This is a genomic window from Streptomyces sp. NPDC102274, from assembly GCF_044766385.1.
Taxonomy (GTDB): domain Bacteria; phylum Actinomycetota; class Actinomycetes; order Streptomycetales; family Streptomycetaceae; genus Streptomyces.
This window is the reverse complement of sequence record NZ_JBIWLW010000017.1, coordinates 133,520-155,063: the sequence shown is the minus strand read 5'-3', so window position 1 is coordinate 155,063 and position 21,544 is coordinate 133,520. Positions and strand designations below refer to the sequence as shown.

General features: G+C 70.9%; 21 protein-coding genes and 1 pseudogene. 14 read left to right on the top strand and 8 right to left on the bottom strand.

What is annotated here, in order from left to right; all coding sequences use genetic code 11:
* Positions 1–16: 16 nt before the first annotated feature.
* Both ACIRQP_RS23240 and ACIRQP_RS23235 read left to right on the top strand, forming a co-directional pair.
* Positions 17–1,579: an NCS1 family nucleobase:cation symporter-1 gene (locus ACIRQP_RS23240; protein ID WP_403893035.1), complete on the top strand. Its 1,563-nt coding sequence runs from the start codon at positions 17–19 to the stop codon at positions 1,577–1,579.
* Positions 1,580–1,732: 153 nt separating this feature from the next.
* Positions 1,733–2,260 carry a hypothetical protein gene (locus tag ACIRQP_RS23235; RefSeq protein WP_403893034.1) on the top strand — a complete coding sequence of 176 codons (528 nt, stop codon included), beginning with the start codon at positions 1,733–1,735 and terminating at the stop codon, positions 2,258–2,260.
* 76 nt (positions 2,261–2,336) lie between these two features.
* On the opposite strand, the pseudogene ACIRQP_RS23230 reads toward ACIRQP_RS23235, so the two are convergent.
* From ACIRQP_RS23230 to ACIRQP_RS23220, 3 genes and pseudogenes are all read right to left on the bottom strand, one after another.
* Positions 2,337–2,651 (bottom strand): annotated as a pseudogene (locus tag ACIRQP_RS23230) (SRPBCC family protein); the annotation flags it as partial.
* Between the two features lie 24 nt (positions 2,652–2,675).
* A complete protein-coding gene (locus ACIRQP_RS23225; RefSeq protein ID WP_403893033.1) occupies positions 2,676–3,395 on the bottom strand; it encodes an ABC transporter permease in 720 nt (239 codons plus the stop codon).
* 57 nt (positions 3,396–3,452) lie between these two features.
* Entirely contained in the window at positions 3,453–4,346 is an 894-nt protein-coding gene (locus tag ACIRQP_RS23220) for an ABC transporter ATP-binding protein (RefSeq protein ID WP_403893032.1), read from the bottom strand.
* Positions 4,347–4,510: 164 nt separating this feature from the next.
* Between ACIRQP_RS23220 and ACIRQP_RS23215 the strand changes: the two genes are divergently transcribed.
* Together ACIRQP_RS23215 and ACIRQP_RS23210 are read left to right on the top strand one after the other, a co-directional pair.
* Positions 4,511–5,791, top strand: a complete 1,281-nt coding sequence (locus tag ACIRQP_RS23215) for a histidine kinase (protein WP_403893031.1) — start codon at positions 4,511–4,513, stop codon at positions 5,789–5,791.
* Positions 5,788–6,393: a DNA-binding response regulator gene (locus ACIRQP_RS23210; protein WP_403893030.1), complete on the top strand. Its 606-nt coding sequence runs from the start codon at positions 5,788–5,790 to the stop codon at positions 6,391–6,393. Before ACIRQP_RS23215 ends, ACIRQP_RS23210 begins: the two co-directional genes overlap by 4 nt.
* A 57-nt stretch (positions 6,394–6,450) precedes the next feature.
* On the opposite strand, the gene ACIRQP_RS23205 is transcribed toward ACIRQP_RS23210, so the two are convergent.
* Positions 6,451–7,344, bottom strand: a complete 894-nt coding sequence (locus tag ACIRQP_RS23205) for a helix-turn-helix transcriptional regulator (protein ID WP_403893029.1) — start codon at positions 7,342–7,344, stop codon at positions 6,451–6,453.
* Between the two features lie 165 nt (positions 7,345–7,509).
* Here ACIRQP_RS23205 and ACIRQP_RS23200 point away from each other — a divergent pair, with 165 nt between their 5' ends.
* Both ACIRQP_RS23200 and ACIRQP_RS23195 read left to right on the top strand, forming a co-directional pair.
* A complete protein-coding gene (locus ACIRQP_RS23200) occupies positions 7,510–8,121 on the top strand; it encodes an MFS transporter (RefSeq protein ID WP_403893075.1) in 612 nt (203 codons plus the stop codon).
* Complete coding sequence (locus ACIRQP_RS23195) at positions 8,118–8,303, top strand: hypothetical protein (protein ID WP_403893028.1); 186 nt, start codon at positions 8,118–8,120, stop codon at positions 8,301–8,303. The genes ACIRQP_RS23200 and ACIRQP_RS23195 overlap by 4 nt, the downstream gene beginning before the upstream one ends.
* A gap of 8 nt (positions 8,304–8,311) precedes the next feature.
* Here the strand turns inward: ACIRQP_RS23195 and ACIRQP_RS23190 are convergent, their stop codons facing one another.
* Positions 8,312–9,139, bottom strand: a complete 828-nt coding sequence (locus tag ACIRQP_RS23190; protein WP_403893027.1) for a M55 family metallopeptidase — start codon at positions 9,137–9,139, stop codon at positions 8,312–8,314.
* Between the two features lie 141 nt (positions 9,140–9,280).
* On the opposite strand from ACIRQP_RS23190, the gene ACIRQP_RS23185 reads away from it, so the two are divergent.
* A complete protein-coding gene (locus ACIRQP_RS23185; RefSeq protein ID WP_403893026.1) occupies positions 9,281–9,652 on the top strand; it encodes a hypothetical protein in 372 nt (123 codons plus the stop codon).
* A gap of 23 nt (positions 9,653–9,675) precedes the next feature.
* Here the strand turns inward: ACIRQP_RS23185 and ACIRQP_RS23180 are convergent, their stop codons facing one another.
* Complete coding sequence (locus ACIRQP_RS23180; protein ID WP_403893074.1) at positions 9,676–10,731, bottom strand: lipoyl protein ligase domain-containing protein; 1,056 nt, start codon at positions 10,729–10,731, stop codon at positions 9,676–9,678.
* Between the two features lie 171 nt (positions 10,732–10,902).
* Positions 10,903–11,772 (bottom strand): winged helix-turn-helix transcriptional regulator, encoded by an 870-nt coding sequence (locus ACIRQP_RS23175; RefSeq protein WP_403893025.1) that lies wholly within the window; start codon positions 11,770–11,772, stop codon positions 10,903–10,905.
* A gap of 82 nt (positions 11,773–11,854) precedes the next feature.
* Between ACIRQP_RS23175 and eno the strand changes: the two genes are divergently transcribed.
* The 3 genes from eno to ACIRQP_RS23160 all read left to right on the top strand — a co-directional run bounded on the left by eno (position 11,855) and on the right by ACIRQP_RS23160 (position 16,266).
* Positions 11,855–13,138, top strand: coding sequence for a phosphopyruvate hydratase (gene eno, locus ACIRQP_RS23170; RefSeq protein ID WP_403893024.1), 1,284 nt, complete (start codon positions 11,855–11,857; stop codon positions 13,136–13,138).
* A gap of 313 nt (positions 13,139–13,451) precedes the next feature.
* Positions 13,452–15,266 carry a gamma-glutamyltransferase family protein gene (locus tag ACIRQP_RS23165; RefSeq protein ID WP_403893023.1) on the top strand — a complete coding sequence of 605 codons (1,815 nt, stop codon included), beginning with the start codon at positions 13,452–13,454 and terminating at the stop codon, positions 15,264–15,266.
* Between the two features lie 139 nt (positions 15,267–15,405).
* Positions 15,406–16,266, top strand: coding sequence for an inositol monophosphatase family protein (locus ACIRQP_RS23160; protein WP_403893022.1), 861 nt, complete (start codon positions 15,406–15,408; stop codon positions 16,264–16,266).
* 23 nt (positions 16,267–16,289) lie between these two features.
* Here the strand turns inward: ACIRQP_RS23160 and ACIRQP_RS23155 are convergent, their stop codons facing one another.
* The gene (locus ACIRQP_RS23155; protein WP_403893021.1) at positions 16,290–17,192 is read right to left on the bottom strand and encodes a nucleotidyltransferase family protein; all 903 of its coding nucleotides are present in this window, start codon (positions 17,190–17,192) and stop codon (positions 16,290–16,292) included.
* Between the two features lie 86 nt (positions 17,193–17,278).
* Between ACIRQP_RS23155 and ACIRQP_RS23150 the strand changes: the two genes are divergently transcribed.
* The 4 genes from ACIRQP_RS23150 (at position 17,279) to ACIRQP_RS23135 (ending at position 21,516) form a co-directional block, all read left to right on the top strand.
* On the top strand, positions 17,279–18,694 hold the full coding sequence (locus tag ACIRQP_RS23150) for a phytoene desaturase family protein (protein WP_403893020.1): 1,416 nt from the start codon (positions 17,279–17,281) through the stop codon (positions 18,692–18,694).
* A gap of 115 nt (positions 18,695–18,809) precedes the next feature.
* Positions 18,810–19,382: an O-acetyl-ADP-ribose deacetylase gene (locus ACIRQP_RS23145; RefSeq protein WP_403893019.1), complete on the top strand. Its 573-nt coding sequence runs from the start codon at positions 18,810–18,812 to the stop codon at positions 19,380–19,382.
* A 65-nt stretch (positions 19,383–19,447) separates the two neighbouring features.
* A complete protein-coding gene (locus ACIRQP_RS23140) occupies positions 19,448–20,980 on the top strand; it encodes an AlkA N-terminal domain-containing protein (protein WP_403893018.1) in 1,533 nt (510 codons plus the stop codon).
* An 11-nt stretch (positions 20,981–20,991) separates the two neighbouring features.
* Complete coding sequence (locus ACIRQP_RS23135) at positions 20,992–21,516, top strand: methylated-DNA--[protein]-cysteine S-methyltransferase (protein WP_403893017.1); 525 nt, start codon at positions 20,992–20,994, stop codon at positions 21,514–21,516.
* Positions 21,517–21,544: the final 28 nt, after the last annotated feature.

The window sequence follows — 21,544 nt, the reverse complement described above, 5'->3', positions numbered from 1 at the left end:
GAAGGGTCCCACCGCCATGACCGCGACCGTACCGCCCGCCTCCCCCGGCCCCGGAGAACCGATAACCGCCGCGCCGACCGACGCCCAGGGCCGCGTCGAGCTGCCGCCCGGCGTGGTCCCCGACGACAGCCGCTTCGCCAACGCGGATCTGCTGCCCGTTCCGGTGGCCCGCCGCAGCTGGACGACGTACAACTTCGCTGCCCTCTGGGTCGGGATGGCGCACAACATCCCGTCCTGGCTGCTCGCCTCCGGTCTGGTCACCCTCGGCATGGACTGGAAGCAGGCGGTCTTCACGATCGCCCTGGCCAATGTGATCGTGCTCTTCCCGATGCTGCTGACCGGGCACGCGGGGCCGAAGTACGGCATCCCCTTCCCGGTGCTCGCGCGCGCCTCGTTCGGGCTGCGCGGTGCGAATCTGCCCGCGCTGATCAGGGCGGCGGTCGCCTGCGCGTGGTTCGGGATCCAGACCTGGATCGGCGGCCAGGGCATCTTCGTCCTGCTCGGCAAGATCTTCGGCGGCTGGGCGGAGGCGTCGAAGGTCGGCGGCCAGCCGTGGACCCTCTGGCTCTGCTTCGTTCTCTTCTGGGCGCTCGAACTCACCATCATCTACCGGGGGATGGACACCCTGCGGCGCTTCGAGAACTGGGCGGCGCCCTTCGTGATCGTCGGCGCGCTGGTGCTGCTGGGCTGGATCACCGTCAAGGCGGGCGGCCTCGGACCGCTGCTCGACCAGCCGTCCGAGCTGGGCTGGGGCGCGGACTTCTGGCCGGTCTTCTTCCCGTCCCTGATGGGGATGATCGCCTTCTGGTCGACGCTGTCCCTGAACATCCCCGACTTCACCCGCTTCGGCGCGGGCCAACGCGCCCAGATCCGGGGCCAGTCGCTCGGCCTGCCCACGACCATGACGCTCTTCGCGCTGCTGTCGGTCTTCGTCACCTCAGGCTCGCAGGCGGTGTACGGGGCGGCCGTCTGGGACCCGGTCGAACTCGCCGCGAAGACCGACAATGTCTTCGGCCTGCTCTTCGCGCTGGTGACCGTCCTGATCGCGACGATCTCCGTGAACATCGCCGCCAACGTCGTCTCGCCCGCCTACGACCTCGCCAATCTCGCGCCGAAGCTGATCAACTTCCGTACGGGCGCGCTGATCACGGGTGTGGTCGGGGTCGTCATCATGCCGTGGAAGCTCACCACCACCCCCGAGCTCTACATCTTCACCTGGCTCGGTCTGGTGGGCGGTCTGCTCGGTACCGTCGCCGGCATCCTGATCGCGGACTACTGGATCATCCGCCGCACCGTCCTCGACCTGGCGGACCTGTACCGCCCCGGCGGCCGCTACTGGTACCGCAACGGCTGGAACCCACGGGCGGTCCTCGCCTTCGCCGTCGGCGGCGTACTGGCCGTGGGAGGCTCCCACTCGGCCCCCGGCAAGGGCCCGTTCCCCGAGGACGGACTGATCCCCTTCCTCAAGCCGCTCGCGGACTACGGCTGGGCGGTGGGACTTGTGGCGTCACTGGCGCTGTACGTGGCGCTGACACTGCCACGCTCGGCTGGCCGGGCCCGCCCCGCCGGGAGTACGTGATCGCTGGGCCCGTATGCGGACATCTCGGACAGCGCTGTCGGTCGGCGTATGTAAGCATGTCAATGCAAATATGCTGAATATGCTGATACCAGTGCACCTGCGGTCCGCGGTGTCGGCCGACCCCTGTGCCTCGACGAACAGGAGCGACCCAGGATGCGCGACGCAAAGAGGATGAGCCCGCTCGGCGCGATCGCGACAGGCCTCGTGGCGGGCGCGGTCGGTACCGGCTGCATGGACACCGTCCGCTTTCTTCGGCAGCGTCGTACCGGCGGTGAGCACAACGTGTGGAAATGGGAGTTCGCGCCGGTGCGCGGCTGGCAGGACGCACCCTCCCCCGGACAGGTCGGCAAGCGCGTGATCGAGGGCTTCACGCGCCGTGAGCTGCCGGACAGCAGCGCCTGGCTGGTCAGTACGCTCATGCACTGGTCGTACGGATCCGCCTGGGGGGCGATGTACGGCGTACTGGTCGGGTCGTTGCGCACTTCCCGCGCCGACTACGGCGCGCCGTTCGGCGCAGTGGTATGGATCAGCGGCTACGCGCTCCTGTCCGAAGCAGGGCTCTACAAGCCGATCTGGGAGTACGACCGCAAGACCCTGGCCGAAGATCTGACCGGGCACCTCGCCTACGGCGTCGGAACCGGCGCCGCCTTCTGGGTGCTTCGCAATTTCGTGCATGAGTAAGCCGGCCGCCGGCGGCGTGCTCGGCGAGTCCGGTCGCCATGGCCCGCATGAAGCGCCGGAGGTGCCACTGGAAGACCCAGCGCATCCCGGGGCGAGCAAGGTACGTGCCGTGCCAGCGAATTCTTGTTCCGCCGCCGCGCAGCTCATGCAGTTCGACAGTGGCGTGATAGTCGGCCATTTGAGGGTTTTCCACACCCTCGTACCCGAACCGGCGTCCGGGTTCGAGGGCGGTGATCCGCTCCTTGGTGACGACCTTCCCCGTACGGAAGGCGCGGGTCGCTCCGACGCCGTCTCGTCCATCGGGTGAGAGGCCGTGCGACTGACCGGTTTCCAGCGCGTCGATACGTGACCATTCGGGCCAGCTCAGCGGATTGAGCAGCAGTGCCCACACCACCGTCGGCGGCGCCGCCGATTGTCACCGGCGCGGTTCCCAGCGGAAGAGCCGGGAGGCCAGCGCGACGGCGACGACGACCCAGCTCAGCGTGGGGACCAGCAGGATCAGGGAGTCCGTGACGGCAACGCCGCCGTTCCAGGCGTTGACGACGAGTTCGGTGGCTGAGCCGCCGGGAAGCAGCCGTTTGAGCAGGGTGAGATCCTCGGTACCGGAGATCCCCACCCAGCTGGCCACGGCGACGGTGCCGATGCTGATGGGCAGCGTGGTCACCTGGGCGTGTTCGGGGGAGTTGGTCAGTCCCGCCGTGGCCAGACCCAGCCCGAGCATCATGATCATCGTCGCGAGGACCGCCGCCGCCAGGAGGACGATGCTGGCCGGTTCGCCGGTGACCGTGCCCAGCACAGCCAGGATCGCGACCACTTGGATCAGCGTGATGACGGTGACCGGGAGCAGCAGTCCGGAGAGAATGCTGGTGTCGTCGGCCGCGGTGGAGCGCAGCCGCTTGAGGAAGAGGGTCTGCCGGCGGGCGGCCAGAGTGGTCACCGTGGTGGCGTAGAGCCCGAACGCCCCCACGGTGAACACCACGACCGCCGCGATGTATCCGAGGCTGCCCAAAGCCGCGAAGGTCTCGTGCTGGCGGATGAAGAATGCGCTGACTGCCACGGGCATGATGAAACTGCTGACCAGAACCAGCCGGTTCCGGAAGATTTGGATCAGCTCGCTGAGAGCGATCGAGAGCATGGCGGAGGTCCTTGTCTGGGAAAGTTCCTGGAGTGGGCTGCGGGGGCCGGACAGGCCCTAGTCGCTGCCGATGGAGCGGAAGACGTCGTCGAGCCGGGTCGGTCCGGCCTGGAGTTCTCCCAGCTGCACCGCGTGGCTCTCCGCCCAGCGGAGCAAGGTGGACAGGTCCTTCTGCAGGCTGAAGGTCTCAATGAGGAACGTCCCGTCACTCTCGCGCGTGGCCCGCAGCGGTAGTTCCGGTGCTGCGGCCGGGAAGGATGGAAGGGAGAAGCGGACGGCGGCCGGCAGGGTCCGCGTCAGTTCGGAGACGGTCCCCTCCCGGCTGAAGGTGCCCTTGTGCATGATCCCGATACGGTCGGCGCGCTGCTGCGCCTCTTCCAGGTAGTGCGTGGTGAGCACGATGGTGGAGCCGTCTTCGCGCAGCTTGTCCACGGTGTCCCACAAGTCGTCCCGGGACTGGATGTCCAAGCCGGTGGTGGGCTCGTCCAGGAAGATCAGCTCCGGCCCTCCGTACACAGCGGTGGCGAAGTCCAGGCGTCGTTTCTCGCCGCCGGAGAGCTGGGACACCTTGGTGCGGGCCTTGTGCGTGAGGCCGACGATGCCGAGAACGCGTTCGACCCGGTCCGCACGCTGGGTGAGTTTCCCGATCAGGCGGACCGATTCCTGCACTGTCAGATCCGCGGAGAACCCGCTCTCCTGCAGCATGATGCCCATCCTGGGCCGCACGGCGCGCCGGTCGCGCGGGCTCCGCCCGAAGACCCGCACGGTGCCCGAAGTAGGCGCACGGTGACCTCCGACAACCTCCAGGGTCGAGGTTTTTCCTGCCCCGTTCGTGCCGAGCAGGGCGTAGAACTCCCCCTGCTCGACCTGAAAAGACAGGTGCTTCACGGCGTGGAAGTCGCCGTATGTGACATTCAGACGTTCGACGTCGATGACTGGTGTCGAGGACATGGTGTCGATCTCAGCAGCCGCCGCGCTCGCCGGGCAGTGCGGCCATGTCATGACCTCACCATGACGTTCTTCGCGTGAAGACATGACGCGGTGTCACTGGCGGTGGCACGGCGCCGGAAGAATACTGGGGGCAGACTCTGCTGTTCGACCCCGGAGAGCCGCACATGGACACCAGCGCGCATCTGGCTGATGCGGACGGCCGCGGCCATCACCACGGTGAGCGCTCGGGCCGCCCCGCTGCCCGGCCGGACGGCTCGGCCGCCCGGCGCGGAGGGGCGAGGCCGTACCGGGCAGCGGCACACCCAGTGTCCGAGGACGCCGAACCGACGCAGGGTCGGCTGCGCAGACTGAACCTCACCTTGCTGCTCCCGCCGATCGCCCTCGGCGGGGTGGTGGTAGTGGCGATCGATTCCCGGACCTGGTGGGACGTCGCCGTCCTGGGCCTGGGTGTGGTGGCGGCCCTCATCGCCTTCGTACGGTGGGCAGCGGGCGACGTCTCCCGCGTCGCACTTCCCTGCCTGGTCGTCACCGCTGCGGTGTGGCTCTTCGGAGCACTGGTGGCCGGCACCGGGTCGGCGTTCTACGGCATCGGCGTCGTGGGCCCCCTCGCCATATCCCGGCTGCCGCGCCACCGGAGCGTGGCAGCCCTGGCACTGATCGTCTTCGTCGCCACGGCCGGAGCGGCACGAGTGCTGGTGACACAGGAAAGCGTCCCCAGCGTTCTGATCGGATACGTCATCATCCCCGCGGGCATCACAGCGGTGCTGACCGGACTCATGTTCCCCAACAAGCGCTTCTACGACCTCGTCGCGGAACTGGAGGAGTCACGGGACCGCGAGGCGGAACTGGCCGTCATCCGTGAGCGGATGCGGTTCGCCAGCGATCTGCACGACATCCAGGGCCACACCCTCCATGTGGTGAAGCTGAAGGCGGCCCTGGCCCAGAAACTGGTACACAGCGACACTCGGCGAGCGGAGGAAGAACTGCGCGAGATCCACGCCCTGGTCGCCGACACCATCACCCAGACCAAGGAGCTCGCCTACGCACAGCGACGGCTCAACCTCTCCGCGGAGCTGGAGAACGCGAAGAACCTCTTCGAAGCCGCGGGCATCCGCGTACGCGTCGACCGTGAGGCCGAGGTCGACGCCCGCGCGGGCGAGCTCCTCGGCCAGGTCCTCCGCGAGACGACGACCAACATCCTGCGACACGCACAGGCCGAACAGGTACGGATCACTCTCTCGCAAACGGGCATCACCATCGTCAACGACGGCGCGCAGGAGGCCCCGCTTCCCCAGCTCAGAGGACTCGCCACCCTTAAGGAACGAGTGGCCGACGGCGGAGGCGAACTCACCGTGGAACAGAAACAGGGCCGGTTCCTGACAGCCGCGACACTCCCGCACCCGCGTTCTGACACCCTCCCGAAAACGCGGAAGGACCGCCGATGACCACCGTCGTGCTGGCCGACGACGAGGCCCTCCTCCGCAAAGCACTGGCGTCGTTGCTCCCCCTCGAAGGCGAGATCACCGTGCTCGCCGAAGCGGCCGACGGCGAAACGGCCGTACAGGCCACACTGCGACATCAACCCGATGTCCTCGTCATCGACCTCGAAATGCCCCATCTGGACGGACTCGGCGCCATCACGGCGATCCGTCGGGCTCTGCCGCACCAGATCATCCTCATGCTGACCCGCCACGCCCGTCCGGGAGTACTCCGCAAGGCCCTCAAACTCGGAGTCCAGGGCTTCGTCAGCAAATCCGCCGAACCCGCCCACATCACGGCGGTCATCAAAACCCTGCACGAAGGCAAACGATGGATCGACCCCGACGTCTCCGCCCTCGCCGTCGTCGACGACTGTCCCCTCACCGACCGTGAGATCGATGTCCTACGGGCCACCAGCGAGGGATACTCGGCCGCCGACATCGCCACCCAACTCCACCTGGCGGAGGGCACGGTACGCAACTACCTCTCCCACGCGATGCGAAAAACCCAAACCCGTACCCGCCACGAAGCCGCACGATACGCACGCAACCACGACTGGCTCAGCTAGGGCCTGTCTTCGAGGCCCCGCGACGCCTGGCACGGCACCTGCACCGGCGCCGGTGGCTCACCGCTTCCGGGCCGGGAGGCCGTCGCGCCCGCCGACGCGCCCGGCCGCCCACCGCAGGAGAAAGTCCAGAGCCTCGCGGGAGGGCGAGTCGGGTGGCGCGGTGTAGGCGATGAGGAACTGGTCGGGGTGGGTGTCGACGGTGAACTGCTGGACGTCGAGGGTGATTCTGCCGACGACCGGATGCGCATAGGTCTTGGTGAGCTGTCGCGGCCCCCGCACCTGGTGGCCGGCCCACCAGGTGCGGAAATCCGGGTCCCGGACACTGAGTTCGCCGACCAGGGCGGCCAGCGCCGGGTCGTGCGGGGTACGGCCGGCTTCCATCCTCAGGACGGCGACGCACTCGCGGGCGGCAAGGGGCCAGTCCGCGTACAGAGCGCGGAAGGGGGCGTCGAGGAAGGTCAGCCGGATCAGGTTGCGCTCGGTCGGCGGCAGCGCGCCGAAGTCGGTCAGGAGCGCCGCGGCCGCCCGGTTCCAGGCCAGTACGTCTATGCCGCGGTGGAGCACCATGGCGGGAACGTCATGCATGGTCTCCAGCAACTGCCTCAGTCGGGGTGCGACGTCGCAGCGGCCGGAGCGCCGCTCCGGAGCGGCAGGGGCGACATCGGCCAGTGTGAAGAGGTAGGCGCGCTCGTCCGGAGCGAGGTGGAGGGCGTCGGCCAGGGCGTCCAGGACGGGACGGGAGACCCGGCGGGTGCGCCCCTGCTCCAGGCGGACGATGTAGTCGACGCTCACGTGCGCGAGCTGGGCCAGCTCCTCCCTGCGGAGACCCGGAACGCGCCGCAGCCGGCCGTCGTCCGGGAAACCCGCCTGATGCGGGTCGGAGTCCGCGCGGCGGGCGCGCAGGAAGTCGCCCAGCTCGTTGCCGGCGGAGGAAGCGCCACGGTCTGCCATGTCTCCAGTGTCGTCACGTTCGGGGCGGTGTGCCTGGTACTGGCCCGCATAGGCAGCGCGGTGACGGCGGCCGGCGGCCCACCGGTCGCGTGAAAGCCGCGGAAGACCGCGCCGTTCTTCGACTTCCGCGGGCTCGCCGCCAACGGCGCCCTCTCCCGCACCTACCTGCGGCAGGCACTCACCCTGCTCGGCGTCTACTCCGTGATGTACGGAGTGACCCAGTGGATGGAGGCCGCATACGGGTTGTCCACCGTGGCGGCGGGACTCCTGCTGCTGCCGATGGGGGCTGTCTCCGCACTGCTCTCACGCCCGCTCGCCAGCCGCAACCTGGTGCGCGGACCGCTGATCGTCTCGGCGGTGACCATGCTGCTCGGCTCGGTCGGCATCATGCTGCTCACCTCCGACAGTCCCGCGATCGCGATCGTGCTGTTGACCCTGGTCTTCGGTGTCACGTCCGCCACCACCACGGTCGGGAACCAGACAGCGCTCTATCTCGCGGCGCCGCCCGATCAGATCGGCACCGCCTCCGGGCTGTTCCGGACCTTCGGATACCTCGGAACCATCACCTCCGCCGTGATCGGCAGCCTCGTCTTCCACGACGGGGCGAGCGACCACGGCCTGCACACCCTCGGCCTCGTGCTGGTCGTGGCGGGCCTCGCGGCCCTGTCGCTGACCGTCCTCGACCGCCGGCTGATGGGCCGCGGGACGAGTCGGCACACCGACACCCCCAACACCCAGGGCGCCACCGAGAACCCCACCAAGGAGAACCCCGCATGAGCTCCCCCGCCCTGCCCACGACCGCCCCCGAGCGGACCGCCCTGCTGGCGATGGACTTCCAGAACTGGATCCTCTCCCTCGCGTCCGATGCCGACGCGCTCGTCGAGCGGGTCAAGGGCGCCATCGCCGACGTCCGCGCCGCCGGCGGCACCATTCGCTGCGGTATGCCCCGGGACTTCTGAAACAGGCCCTAGCCGGGTTTGACGCTGGAGAGTTGTACGAGCAGCAGGACCAGCCTGTACGCCTCGGCGTAGTCGGCGGCGGTGAAGGCGATCGTGCGGCCGCCCTCGGCGCGTGAGACACCCGGCACGAGTGTCGCCAGATCAACCATGTACGGGCCGCTCAGGTCGACCTCGACATCCAGCGGCCCGTCAAGGGCCAGCGGCGGAACCAGTTCACGTCGCGTCATGGCTTCGGCGGCCGCCCGGCGCAGGCGCTCCCGGGCTTCCTCGGGGTGCAGAGCGACAGCGGCGGCCTGACCGAGGGCATGTTTGACCGCGACGGTGCCGGCGGAGGGGACCAGATCGAGCAGTTCGGCGCAGGCGGCGTCGTCACCACTGAGCAGTACGACCGGCACGCCCAAGTGCCCCGCCATGGCCGCGTTGAGACCGACCTCGCCCATGGAACGCCCGGCCACGCGCACGTCGAGGATGCCGTCGCTCATGGTGTGCGCCAGCACGGCGGGCCCGCTGCCGGCACGGGCGTGGTAGCCGACGAACACGGCGGCGTCGGTGTGTTCGTCCAGCCCGCCGAGCATGCCCAGCGGGCGCGGCTTGCCCCGTACCAGACGCGCCCGCCGGTCGAGCTCCTCCGGCAGCAGGTTGCGGTAGGGCCCGTGCGAGTCGGCGACGAGAACCACTGCGGTGGGTTCGGCCTCCAGGACGCCGGCGATCGCGGCGTTCGCCTCGGCCGTCATCAATACCCGGCCACGCTCGTAGTCGTAGCGGTCCGGATTCGTCTCGGCGGGATGCACGACCCCCGAGATGCCCTCCATGTCAACTGAGATCAGCACCTTCATGACCGAGGGAGTCTACGCGCCGCGCTCACCGCGCCGGCCCGCCTTCGGACTTTCGAAGTGCGTGAACATCCGGGCGACCCTCATGGGCCGGTAGTCTCTCGCGAACAGGCCCTGAGCAGACTGCAGACTGCGAGCGACACGGTGATACGAGACCTCTACAACGTCCGGCCGCGGCGTGAGGAAGGCCTCACCACACCGCTGACCGACGAGGAAGAGCAGCGCTTCCGGGCTGTGCTGTTCAGCGAGCTGGGCAACAAGATCTCCGACCAGGGCTGGGCGCGTTTCCCGGCGTATACGCCGGAAGACCGCCGCCGGCTGGTCGAAGTCGCCCATCGCCTCAGCTCCTACTGGGGTCGGCGGGTGTTCGTGGAAGCCGAGGACCAGTGCGCTCTGAGGCTCTGCCTCGCCGGATACGAGACGCAGCCGCAGCCGTTGCCGTCCGGTTTCCAGCGCGTGCGGGTTCCTGGCGCATCGACGTGCGTGGACGGGCCGGGTCGGCAGACACCGCGGTAGGCGGGGCGGTGCCTCCTACGGCACTACGGCACGCGGGCCGTCCATTCCGGGGTGGAGAACTTCGTCGCGGCCAGCTTCCTGGCTCGCGCCATCTCCTCGTCGGTGACCTTGCCCGTGGTCAGTCCGTACCGGCCGCGGAAGGAGCCGATCATCCGCTCGATGACGGCCTCGCGCGACAGTCCGGTCTGGCGGCGCAGGGGGTCGACGCGCTTCTTCGCGCTCCGGGTGCCCTTGTCGGAGAGCTTCTCCCGGCCGACGCGGAGCACATCGAGCATCTTGTCGGCGTCGATGTCGTACGCCATGGTCACGTGGTGCAGCACAGCGCCCGTACCGCTCACGATCCGCTTCTGGGCGGCGCCCGCGATCTTGCCGGCGTCGGTGGCGATGTCGTTGAGGGGCTGGTACCAGGCGGTGATGCCCATGTCGCCGAGCGCGCCGAGCACCCAGTCGTCCAGATAGGCGTAACTGTCGGCGAAGGTGAGGCCCTTGACGAGGGAGTCGGGGACGGAGAGGGAGTACGTGATGGTGTTTCCCGGTTCGATGAACATCGCGCCGCCACCGGAGATCCGGCGGACCACGGTGATGCCATGACGTTCCGCGCCCTCGGGGTCGACCTCGTTGCGCAGTGACTGGAAGCTGCCGATCACCACGGCGGGCGCCGCCCACTCCCAGACCCGCAGGGTGGGCGGGCGCAGCCCGGCGGCGACCTCGGTGGTGATGACCTCGTCGAGCGCCATATGGAGGGCGGGGGACTCCGGGGCCGAGTGGATCAGCTGCCAGTCGTAGTCCGTCCAGTCCGTGGCGTGCGCCAGCGCGCGGCGTACGGCGATGGCGACGCCCTCGGGGCTGAGCCCGTACATCACGGTGCCCGGCGGCAGCGCCGCCTCGATACGGGCGGCGAGACCGGCGGCGTCGGTGTCGGCGGGGGCGCCCTTCAGCGCGTGGTCGATCGACTCGATCGCGTCGTCGGGCTCCAGGAAGAAGTCCCCGGCGACCCGGACATGGCGCAGCAGTCCGTCCTCCGTGTCGAGATCGACCACGACGAGCTTGCCGCCGGGGACCTTGTACTCACCGTGCACCGTCATGCCTCCAGATCCGGCCGGCCCGTCCATGAACCGGGGCCTGTTCCGCTCAGCGCAACGCTCGTGCCGAGGTCGTTCATTCCACGCCGTCCGGGGTACGCGCGCCGTCGGTCGCGCGTGCACGCGCCGACGGTCGCGAGGGAGCGGAGGAAGCCCCGGACGCGGTGCTCAGCCGTGACCGGCGGCGAGTGCTGTCGCGAGCCGCCGGGCCTCTTCCACCGCGTGAGGAATGTCGCCGACGGGGAAGAGCACGTGCCGTACGGTCCGCCGCGGATCGACGACGAGGACGCTGCGTTTGAGCCGTACCTGGCCGGCGCCGCGGAAGGTGGGCAGGCGCAGGGCGGCGGCCAGGCGCAGATGGGTGTCCGACAGAAGGGGGTACGGCACCGACTCGGCTCGGGCGAAAGCCGCCTGTTCGTGGGGCAGTTGGGTGCTGACGCCATGGACGGCGGCGCCCACGTCGCGGAAGGCGGGCCAGGAGTCGCGGAACAGCCGGTTCTCCAGAGTGCAGCCGGCCGCGCCGGGAAGCGGCTCCTCCCACTGGATTCCGGTGGCGGGGTAGGTGAACAGGACGGTGGCGGCGGCGTCCGGGGCGACGGCGTCGCGCGAGATCCCGTCAGTGCCGGGCAGCTCCAGATCCACGGGCAGCCTGGTGCCCGTCAGTGAGTGCATACGGGCGTGCTCCGCGCCGTCCTCCGTCGCGGTGGCGGTGACGCTGCCGTCGCCCAGTACCCAGCGGTCGCCCCAGTCCTGCATGGCCACCAGCAGCGGGAGCAGGCCGGCGCCCGCCTCCGTGAGCAGGTACTCGTAACGCACCGGGCGGCGCTGGTAGAGGCCGCGGTGCAGCACGCCGGCGGCGACGAGCCGTCCCAGCCGCTCGGTGAGGACCTTGCGGGACAGGCCCAGTTCGGCGGCGAGGGCGTCGAAGCGGACGTGGCCGCGGGCGATCTCGCGCAGGACCAGGACGTTCCACCAGTCACCCACGATCACGGCGGCCTGGGCGATACCGCAGGCCGCGTCGGCGTTGTGCATTCTCATCCCCCCATAGTAGGTTCCCTTTCGGAACTCACTTTGTTTCAAGAGGGAACTTACTGCGCGATGGAACGTGAGGAGCTGCACCATGACCGCCATCACCCGGGTCCTCGGCCGCGAGATCATCGACAGCCGGGGCAACCCCACCGTCGAGGTGGACGTCGAACTGTCGGACGGCTCGATCGGCCGTGCCGCCGTACCGTCCGGGGCGTCGACCGGCGCGCGGGAGGCGGTGGAGCTGCGCGATGAGGACCCCGACCGGTTCCACGGCAAGGGAGTCCGCCGTGCCGTCGACGCCGTCAACGAGAGCATCGCGGACACCGTGACGGGTCTCGACGCCGAGAACCAGGCCGCCGTCGACGCGGCGCTGATCGAGCTGGACGGCACCCCCAACAAGGCCCGGCTCGGCGCGAACGCCGCCCTCGGCGTCTCGCTCGCCGTGGCCAAGGCCGCCGCGGCCTCGCACCGGCTGCCGCTGTACCGGTACGTCGGCGGGGTCGACGCGCGGCTGCTGCCCGTACCGATGATGAACATCATCAACGGCGGCGCGCACGCGGACAACCCGCTGGACTTCCAGGAGTTCATGATCGCCCCGATCGGCGCGGCCACCTTCGCCGAAGCCGTACGCATGGGCTCAGAGGTCTTTCACACCCTGCGCCGGGACCTCATCGCCGGCGGTCACAGCACCGGTGTCGGTGACGAAGGAGGCTTCGCGCCCGACCTGCGCACGGCCGACGAGGCACTGGAATTCGTCGTACGGGCCGTCGAGCGCACCGGCTACAAGCCCGGCGAGGACATCACCGTCGTCATGGACCCCGCCACGTCGGAGTTCTTCCGGGACGGGGTCTACGACTACGCGGGCGAGGGCCGTCGCCGCACGCCCGAGGAGCACGTCGACTACCTCGCGGGACTCGTTGATCGCTACCCGGTGGCCTCGATCGAGGACCCGATGGCCGAGGACGATCTCGACGGCTGGCGGCTGCTCATGGCACGGCTCGGGGACCGGTGTCAGCTGACCGGCGACGACGTGTTCTGCACGAACGAGACGTTGCTGCGCGAGGGCATCGGCAACGGCGTGGCCAACTCCGTCCTCGTGAAGGTCAACCAGATCGGCACCCTCACCGAGACCCTGGCCACCGTCGGCACCGCCCACCGGGCGGGCTACACGGTGGTGATGTCGCACCGCTCCGGGGAGACCGAGGACACCACGATCGCCGACCTCGCCGTGGCCACCGGCTGCGGGCAGATCAAGACCGGGTCGATGTCACGCTCCGACCGGACCGCCAAGTACAACCAACTCATCCGCATCGAGGAGGAACTGGGCGCCCAGGCCCGGTACGCGGGCAGGGACGCCCTCGGTCTGCGCCGCTGAGCATCCGGCGTCACGCATCGGGTCGTACGACTCCGTAGGGGGAGGACATCCCCGTTGCCACGGGGACACGTGGCAAGCCCTGCCGCCGCGGGCCGGCAGGGCGGGCACCGAAGCGAGGGCGCATCCGATCGATAGCCTGTCCCCGATCAGGTCAACCAGAGCAGGGCTGGAACTCCCAGACTCTCCCCAGAGCGGACAGACTCTCCCCGGAGCGGACAGACTCTCCGGACAGATTCTCCCCGGAGCGGATCCGGAGTGCTGGCGGGGTCGTACTGGCGGGACCGGCCGACGCACGCGAACACCGAGGTGAGACATGCAGTTCACCACCCGACCGACGCTCCAAGGAACCTTCGGCATGGTCTCCTCCACCCACTGGCTCGCCTCGCAGTCCGCGATGGCTGTCCTGGAGGACGGCGGCAACGCCTACGACGCCGCCGTAGCCGCCGGCTTCGTCCTGCATGTCGTCGAACCCCATCTCAACGGGCCCGGCGGCGAGGTGCCGATCATCCTCGCGCCCGCCGGTGGTGACATACAGGTCCTCTGCGGCCAGGGCCCGGCACCCGCGGGCGCGACCATCGGCCACTACCGCTCGCTCGGCCTCGAACTCGTCCCCGGCACCGGACCGCTGGCCGCCGCCGTACCGGGCGCGTTCGACGCCTGGATGCTCCTGCTGCGCGACCACGGCACCAAGTCCCTCGCCCAGGTGCTGCGCTACGCCATCGGCTACGCGGAGGACGGCCACGCCCCCGTCGAACGGGTCGGCGAGACCGTCGAGACCGTCCGTGAACTCTTCGAGACGGAGTGGACCTCGTCCATGGACGTCTACCTTCCCGGCGGGAAGGCACCCGCGCCCGGCGAGCTGTTCCGCAACCCCGTGCTCGCCGCGACCTGGCGCCGGCTGATCGCGGAGGCCGAGGAGGCCGGCGGCGCGGACCGGGTGGCCCAGATCGAGGCCGCCAGAGCGGTCTGGCGTACGGGCTTCATCGCCGAGGCCCTGGTCGCGCACTCCGCCCGTCCCACCATGGACACCAGCGGCGAGCGCCACACCGGCACCCTCACCGCCGCCGATCTGGCGGGCTGGTCCGCGACGTACGAGGCGCCGGCCACCTACGACTGGAACGGCTGGACCCTGTGCAAGGCGGGCGGCTGGAGCCAGGGCCCCGCCTTTCTCCAGCAGCTCGCCCTGCTGCCCTCCCACGCGGCCGAACTGCCCCGGTACGGCTCAGCGGAGTATGTCCATCTCCTCATCGAGGGCTGCAAGCTCGCCATGGCGGACCGGGAGGCCTGGTACGGCGACGCCGCCGAGGGGGCCCCGCTCGCCGCGCTGCTGTCGGAGCCGTACAACACCGCGCGCCGCGCCCTCATCGGCGAGCGCGCCTCGTACGAGCTGCGCCCCGGCAGCCCGGAGGGACGCGCACCCGCGCTCAGCGGCCACGCCACCGCCGTCGCTTCGGGCGAGCCCGGCTTCGACGCGCTCGGGATCCCCGGCGCCGGGGAGCCGACCGTGGCCAAGGACGGCGCCACCCGGGGCGACACCTGCCACCTCGACATCGTCGACCGGTGGGGCAACATGATCGCCGCCACCCCCAGCGGCGGCTGGCTCCAGTCCAATCCGGTCGTGCCGGAGCTGGGCTTCCCGCTCGGTACGCGGCTCCAGATGGCCTGGCTCGACCCCGGTCTGCCGAACTCCCTGACCCCGGGCCGCAGGCCGCGTACCACCCTCACCCCGTCCCTCGCGCTGCGCGACGGCGTACCGGTCCTGGCCTTCGGCACGCCGGGCGGTGACCAGCAGGACCAGTGGCAGCTCCACTTCTTCCTGGCTCTCGCCCTGCGCCCGCCCGTGCGGGGCGGACTCGATCTCCAGGGCGCCGTCGACGCGCCCAACTGGCACAACGACAGCTTCCCCGGTTCCTTCTTCCCGCGCGGTATGCGCCCCGGCAGCGTGACCGTGGAGTCCCGGATGGACCCGGAGGTCATCGGGGAACTGCGCCGCCGGGGCCACGAGGTCACCGTCGGCGATCCCTGGTCGGAGGGGCGGCTCTGCGCGGTCGCCAGGGACCCGGAGACCGGCATCCTCTCGGCCGCGGCCAACCCCCGTGGCATGCAGGGGTACGCCGTGGGCCGCTGAGCGTCGCCCCCCGACCGTCGTCGGCCCCGCCCCCCATCGTCTCCCGATCATCGGCGCCCGACCATCGGCCCCGACCGTCCGCCGTCCCGTCATATGACCTGGCACGCGCCCGGCCCCCCGGGCGTGGTTGGCTGGGGGAATGATCGATGACTCGGTGTACGGAACGGTTCCCCTGCCGGGGGCGGCCCGCGGACCCCGCGTGTCCGCCGTCGAGGAGGCACTGCGGGCAGCCGCCGCCGCGGAGATCATGCCGCGTTTCCGTCAGCTCGCCGCGCACGAGATCGTCGAGAAGCACGGCCCGCACGATCTGGTGACGGTCGCGGACCGGGGCGCGGAGGAACATCTCACCGCCGCCCTCACCGCGCTGCTCCCGGGCTCCGTCGTGGTCGGTGAGGAGGCGGTGCACGCGGACCCGTCGGTGTACGAGGCGCTGCGCGGCGACGCGCCCGTATGGATCGTCGACCCGGTCGACGGCACCCGCCCGTTCGTCCGCGGCGAGCGGGGCTTCTGCACGCTCGTCGCCCTCGCGCAGGGTGGCGAGGTGCTGGCGTCCTGGACGTACGCGGCGGCGCTGGACGAGATGGCGATCGCCGTACGCGGCCGGGGCGCCACCCTCGACGGCGTCCCCCTGCACGCGGGAGCGCCCGCGCCCGGCGCGGTGCTCCATGTCGCGATGTCCCATCCCGACTACACCACGGACGAGCAGAAGCACGCGCTCCTGGGGCTGCGCACCGAGGGCGTCGAAACCCGCCCGTGCGGCTCGGCGGGGCTCGAATACCTGGGTGTGGCGCGCGGCGCGCTCGACGCCGTGGCCTTCAACTGGGAGCTGGCCTGGGACCACGCGGCGGGTCTCCTGCTGGTGGAGGAGGCGGGCGGCACCCAGATGACGCTCACGGGCGAGCGGTTCCGTATCACGGGCGACAACGCGCTTCCCTTCACGGCGGCCAGGGACACGGCGACGGCCCAGCGGGTACGGGAGCGGCTGCTCGCCGGAGGCTGAGCGTCGTCACGTCCGTACGCCCGTCAGGCGCGGCCGTCCAGCACCGCGCGTACGTCCCGCACCAGCGCGTCCGCGGCCTCCATCGCCGGCGCGTCCAGCCCCTGGAGCGCCGCCGCGACCCGGTGCGCGAAGTCCGGCGGCGTGTGCGGCAGGGCGGCGGCCGTCGCGAGCGCGCCCTTCTCGTTGAGGCACCAGACCCGGTGGTGGGCGAGGAGAGCCTGTACGAGGATCCCGAAGGCCCGGGACAGACAGAGCGACACATACAGCGCGTCGCCCCCGCCTCTAACTGCACCGCCGCCCCCGCCCCCGCTCCCGCTTCCGGTTCTGTTCCCCGCCACGCCCCCAGCAACAGCACCGGCCCCGGCCGCCCCGGTACCGCCCGTCGCCTTGCGGGCCGCCGCCACCGAGAAGTCCGCCTCCCAGACCGCCTCGGCAAGCGCGGTTCGCAGCGGCTCCGGATAGCCGCGCGCCGCCGCCCGCAGCGCCGTCAACTCGCCCTCCGTGTCCGCCAGTACGCGGCAGAGCGCGACCTCCCCCGCGTACGCGGGGGACCAGAAGCCGAGCGGATGGCCCGGCTGCGTGCCGATCTCGAACCGGCCTTCCCGGCACTCCGCCCAGACGCGTTCCACCCGGTCCAGATCCCGCAGGATCCAGTCCACCGCGACCCCGTCGACGGAGAGCCAGGCGCCACCGTTCACCCACGGACCCCAGCCGCCGGGGCCCGCGACCTCCACCGGGGAGCCGGTCATCTCGGCGGCCAGTGCCGCCAGCGCCCCGACGTCCGGCTCGCCGCGGTAGTAGACGCCCAGGTCCCAGTCGGAATCCGGGCGGTGCGTGCCCCGGGCGCGGCTGCCGCCGAGGGCCACGGCGCGTACGCCGCGTACGGCCATCAGGCGCGTCGCCATCGCTTCGATCGTCGTGTTCATCGTCGCGGACAGTACCGGGGTTCGGGCTGTCAGTGCTCGGGAATATCCTGGGGCTCCTTGCCATCGGCTGACGAAGGAGTCCGAAGGTGACCTCGATGCTCGATGCCGTCGTCGTGGGGGCGGGACCCAATGGGCTGACCGCCGCGGTCGAGCTGGCCAGGCGTGGATTCTCCGTGGCCGTGTTCGAGGCCAAGGACACCGTGGGGGGCGGCGCCAGGACGGAAGCGCTGACGCTCCCCGGATTCCGCCACGACCCCTGTTCCGCCGTCCATCCGCTGGGCGTGGGATCGCCGGTCTTCAAGACGATGCCGCTCGCCCGGTACGGCCTCGACTGGCTCCACCCCGAGCTGCCGATGGCGCATCCCTTCGACGACGGGACGGCGGCCGTGCTGTCGCGCTCCGTCGCCGAGACGGCCGCGTCGTTCGGGCCGCGCGACGCGGGTGCGTACCGCCGGCTCGTGGCTCCGTTCCTCGGCAAATGGGACAGCCTCGTCCAGGACTTCATGTCCCTGCCGCTGACCGCGCTGCCGCGCGACCCCGTCACCCTGGCGCGGTTCGGTCTCACCGGACTGCCGCCGTCGACCTGGCTGACCCGCCGGTTCCGCGACGAGAAGGCGAAGAGCCTGTTCGCCGGGCTCGTCGCGCATGTCATCGCCCCGCTGAACGGCTTCGCGACCGGCGCCGTAGGTCTGATCTTCGCGCTCGCCGCCCACGCGGTCGGCTGGCCGATGCCCCGCGGCGGTTCCCAGTCGATAGCCGACGCCCTCGCCGCGTACCTCCGCGACCTGGGGGGCACGGTCCACACCGGATACGAGGTCAAGCGGCTGGACGATCTGCCGCCGGCCCGCGCGTATGTCTTCGACACCTCACCGACCGCCCTGGCCAGGATCGCCGGCCTCGGCAGGGCGTACGACGGCTACCGGTACGGGGCGAGCGTCTTCAAGATCGACTACGCGCTGGACGGCCCCGTGCCCTGGACGGCCGAGGCGCCCAGACGGGCCGGCACGGTCCAGATCGGACCCACCAGCGGGGAGATCGGCACCGCGCTGCGCCAGGCCGCGGGCGGACAGGCGCCGCCGACACCGTTCCTGATCACCGCGCAGCCCAGCCTTGTCGACCCGTCCCGCGCGCCCGAGGGCAAGCATGTCTTCTGGACATACGGCCATGTCCCGAACGGCTGGCAGGGCGACCTCACGGACGCGGTCGAACGGCAGCTGGAACGCTTCGCGCCCGGCTTCCGCGACCTCGTCCTGGCCCGCGCCACCGCGGGCCCGCCCGAACTGGCCGTCCGTAACGTCAACTACGTGGGCGGGGACATCGCGTGCGGCGCCGCCTCGGGACTCCAGCTGCTGCTGCGGCCGAAGATCTCCTTCTTCCCGTACGCCACCCCGCACCCCGCGGTCTTCCTCTGCTCCTCCGCGACGCCGCCGGGGCCCGGGGTGCACGGGATGTCCGGGCACAACGCGGCGAAGGCGGTGTGGCGAAAGCTGCGCGCCGTCTGAGCCGCCCCGAACCGTCGGCCGCGCGCCGACATCCCCCGAACCGTCGGCCGACGCGCCGACATCCCCCGAGCCGCCGCTGAGCAGGGCCCGCGCCGGGCCCGAGGAGGCCATGCGCATGACGAACCTGACTCTCGTCCTCGGAGACCTCACCGACCAGCGCGCCGACGCGCTCGTCAACCCCGCGAACTCCGGACTGGTGGGCGGCAGCCCCGGCAGCGTCGACGGCACGATCCACGCCCGCGCCGGGCGGGCCCTCACGAAGGCCTGCCGTGAGCTGCGCGAAACCCGGTACAGCCACGGGCTGGCCACCGGACAGTCCGCCGCCACCACCGCGGGCCGCCTCCAGGCACTCTGGGTGATCCACACCGTAGGGCCGCACTGGGACAGATACGACGACCGGTCGAGCCTGCTCGCCTCCTGCTATCGCACCTCGCTGGAGGTCGCGGCCGAGCTGGGGGCGCGCACGGTCGCGCTGCCCGCGATCTCCACCGGCATCCACCAGTGGCCGCTGGACCACGCCGCCCGGATCGCCGTGCGTACGGTCAGGGAGACACTCGCGGCCTGGGAGACCGCGGAGAAACCGGAGAGACGGGCCGCGGCGGGGACCATCGAGGAAGTACGCTTCGTGCTCTTCAACAGGCGCACGTATACGGCGTTCCAGACGGCGACGGCGGCCCGGGAGCGGTAGGTCACCCGAAGGCTGATGTCGGATTCCCGCCAGCGGAGAGCCTCCGCCTCACGGATGCTGGAGCCATGTACTCCGATACCGAGCGCTGCGTGCGGGCCGTGCGGTCCAAGGACGCGCGGTTCGACGGCTGGTTCTTCACCGCGGTGCTGACCACGCGGATCTACTGCCGGCCCAGCTGTCCCGTCGTACCGCCCAAGGCCGAGAACATGACCTTCTACCCCAGCGCCGCCGCCTGCCAGCAGGCCGGGTTCCGCGCCTGCAAGCGGTGCCGGCCCGACACCAGCCCCGGTTCGCCGGAGTGGAACGCCCGCGCCGACACCGTCGCCCGCGCGGTACGGCTCATCCAGCACGGTGTCGTCGACCGCGAGGGTGTCCCCGGACTGGCCGGGCGGCTGGGCTACTCGGCGCGCCAGATCGAGCGGCAGCTCCTCGCCGAACTGGGCGCGGGGCCGCTCGCCCTGGCCCGCGCCCAGCGCGCGCAGACCGCCCGGCTGCTGATCGAGACGACCGGCCTCCCCATGGCGGACGTCGCCTTCGCGGCCGGCTTCTCCTCGATCCGGGCCTTCAACGACACCGTCCGCGAGGTGTTCGCGCTGTCACCGAGCGAACTGCGCGCACGCGGCGCGCGCGGTACACGCGGCATGGATCCGGCCGGTACGCGTGGTACGAGCGGTGCGAGCGCTACGGGTGGTACGGAGCCGGCCGGTACGCCCGGGGTGATCTCGCTGCGGCTGCCGTTCCGGGCACCCCTCACCCCGGACAACCTCTTCGGACATCTCGCCGCGACCGCCGTACCGGGTGTCGAGGAGTGGCGGGACGGTGCGTACCGACGCACACTCTCCCTGCCGTACGGACACGGCATCGTCGCCCTCACCCCGCGCCCCGACCACATCGCGTGCCGGCTCTCGCTCACCGATCCGCGCGATCTCACGCTCGCCATCAGCAGCTGCCGCCGGATGCTCGACCTGGACGCCGATCCGGTGGCCGTGGACGAACAACTGCGCGCCGACCCGCTGTTGACCCCGTTGGTCGACAAGGCGCCGGGGCGGCGTGTGCCCCGTACCGTGGACGCCGCCGAGTTCGCCGTGCGCGCCGTGCTCGGCCAGCAGGTCTCCACCGCCGCGGCCCGCACCCACGCGGCCCGGCTGGTCACGGCGCACGGCGTGCCGGTCGACGACCCCGAGGGCGGGCTCACCCATCTCTTCCCGGCCCCGGAGGCGCTGGCCGCGCTCGACCCCGAGGCGCTGGCCCTGCCGCGCAGCAGACGTACCACCCTCACCACGCTGGTCGCGGCCCTCGCCGACGGCTCGCTCCGGCTCGGCCCCGACAGCGACTGGGACCGGGCGCGGGAACAGCTCATCGCCCTGCCCGGATTCGGACCGTGGACGGTCGAGGTGATCGCCATGCGCGCGCTCGGCGACCCCGACGCGTTCCTGCCGACGGATCTCGGTATGCGGCGGGCCGCGGCGGGCCTCGGCCTGCCGTCCACACCCGCCGCGCTCACCGCGCGCGCCGCCGCGTGGCGGCCCTGGCGGGCGTATGCCGTGCAGTATCTGTGGGCCACCGAGGACCACGCCATCAACCACCTTCCCGCGTAAGGAAGTTCACCATGACTACAGAACGTGGACAGCACATCGTCCACACCGTGATCGACAGCCCCTACGGACCACTGACCCTGGTCGCCACCGACGGCGCGCTGAGCGGCCTCTATATGGTCGGGCAGCGGCATCGCCCGCCCGAGGAGACCTTCGGGGAGCCGGACCCGAGGCCCTTCCCCGAGGTGGTGCGCCAGCTCGGCGCGTACTTCGACGGTGAGCTGACCGAGTTCGATCTGCCTCTGCGGCTGAACGGCACCCCGTTCCAGCGCGAGGTCTGGGGCCGGCTCCAGCGGATCCCCTACGGCGAGACACGTTCGTACGGCGAACTGGCCGAGTTCCTCGGCAAGCCGGGCGCCTCGCGCGCGGTGGGGTTGGCCAACGGCAAGAACCCGGTCGGCATCATCGTGCCCTGCCACCGGGTGATCGGCTCGACCGGCGGACTCACCGGCTACGGCGGCGGTCTGGACCGCAAGCAGCGGCTGCTGGTCTTCGAAGGAGCGGCGGCCGAGACCCCGGCCACCGCCACGCTCTTCTGAGGGCGCGCACCCTGGTCGTCCGGTTGCC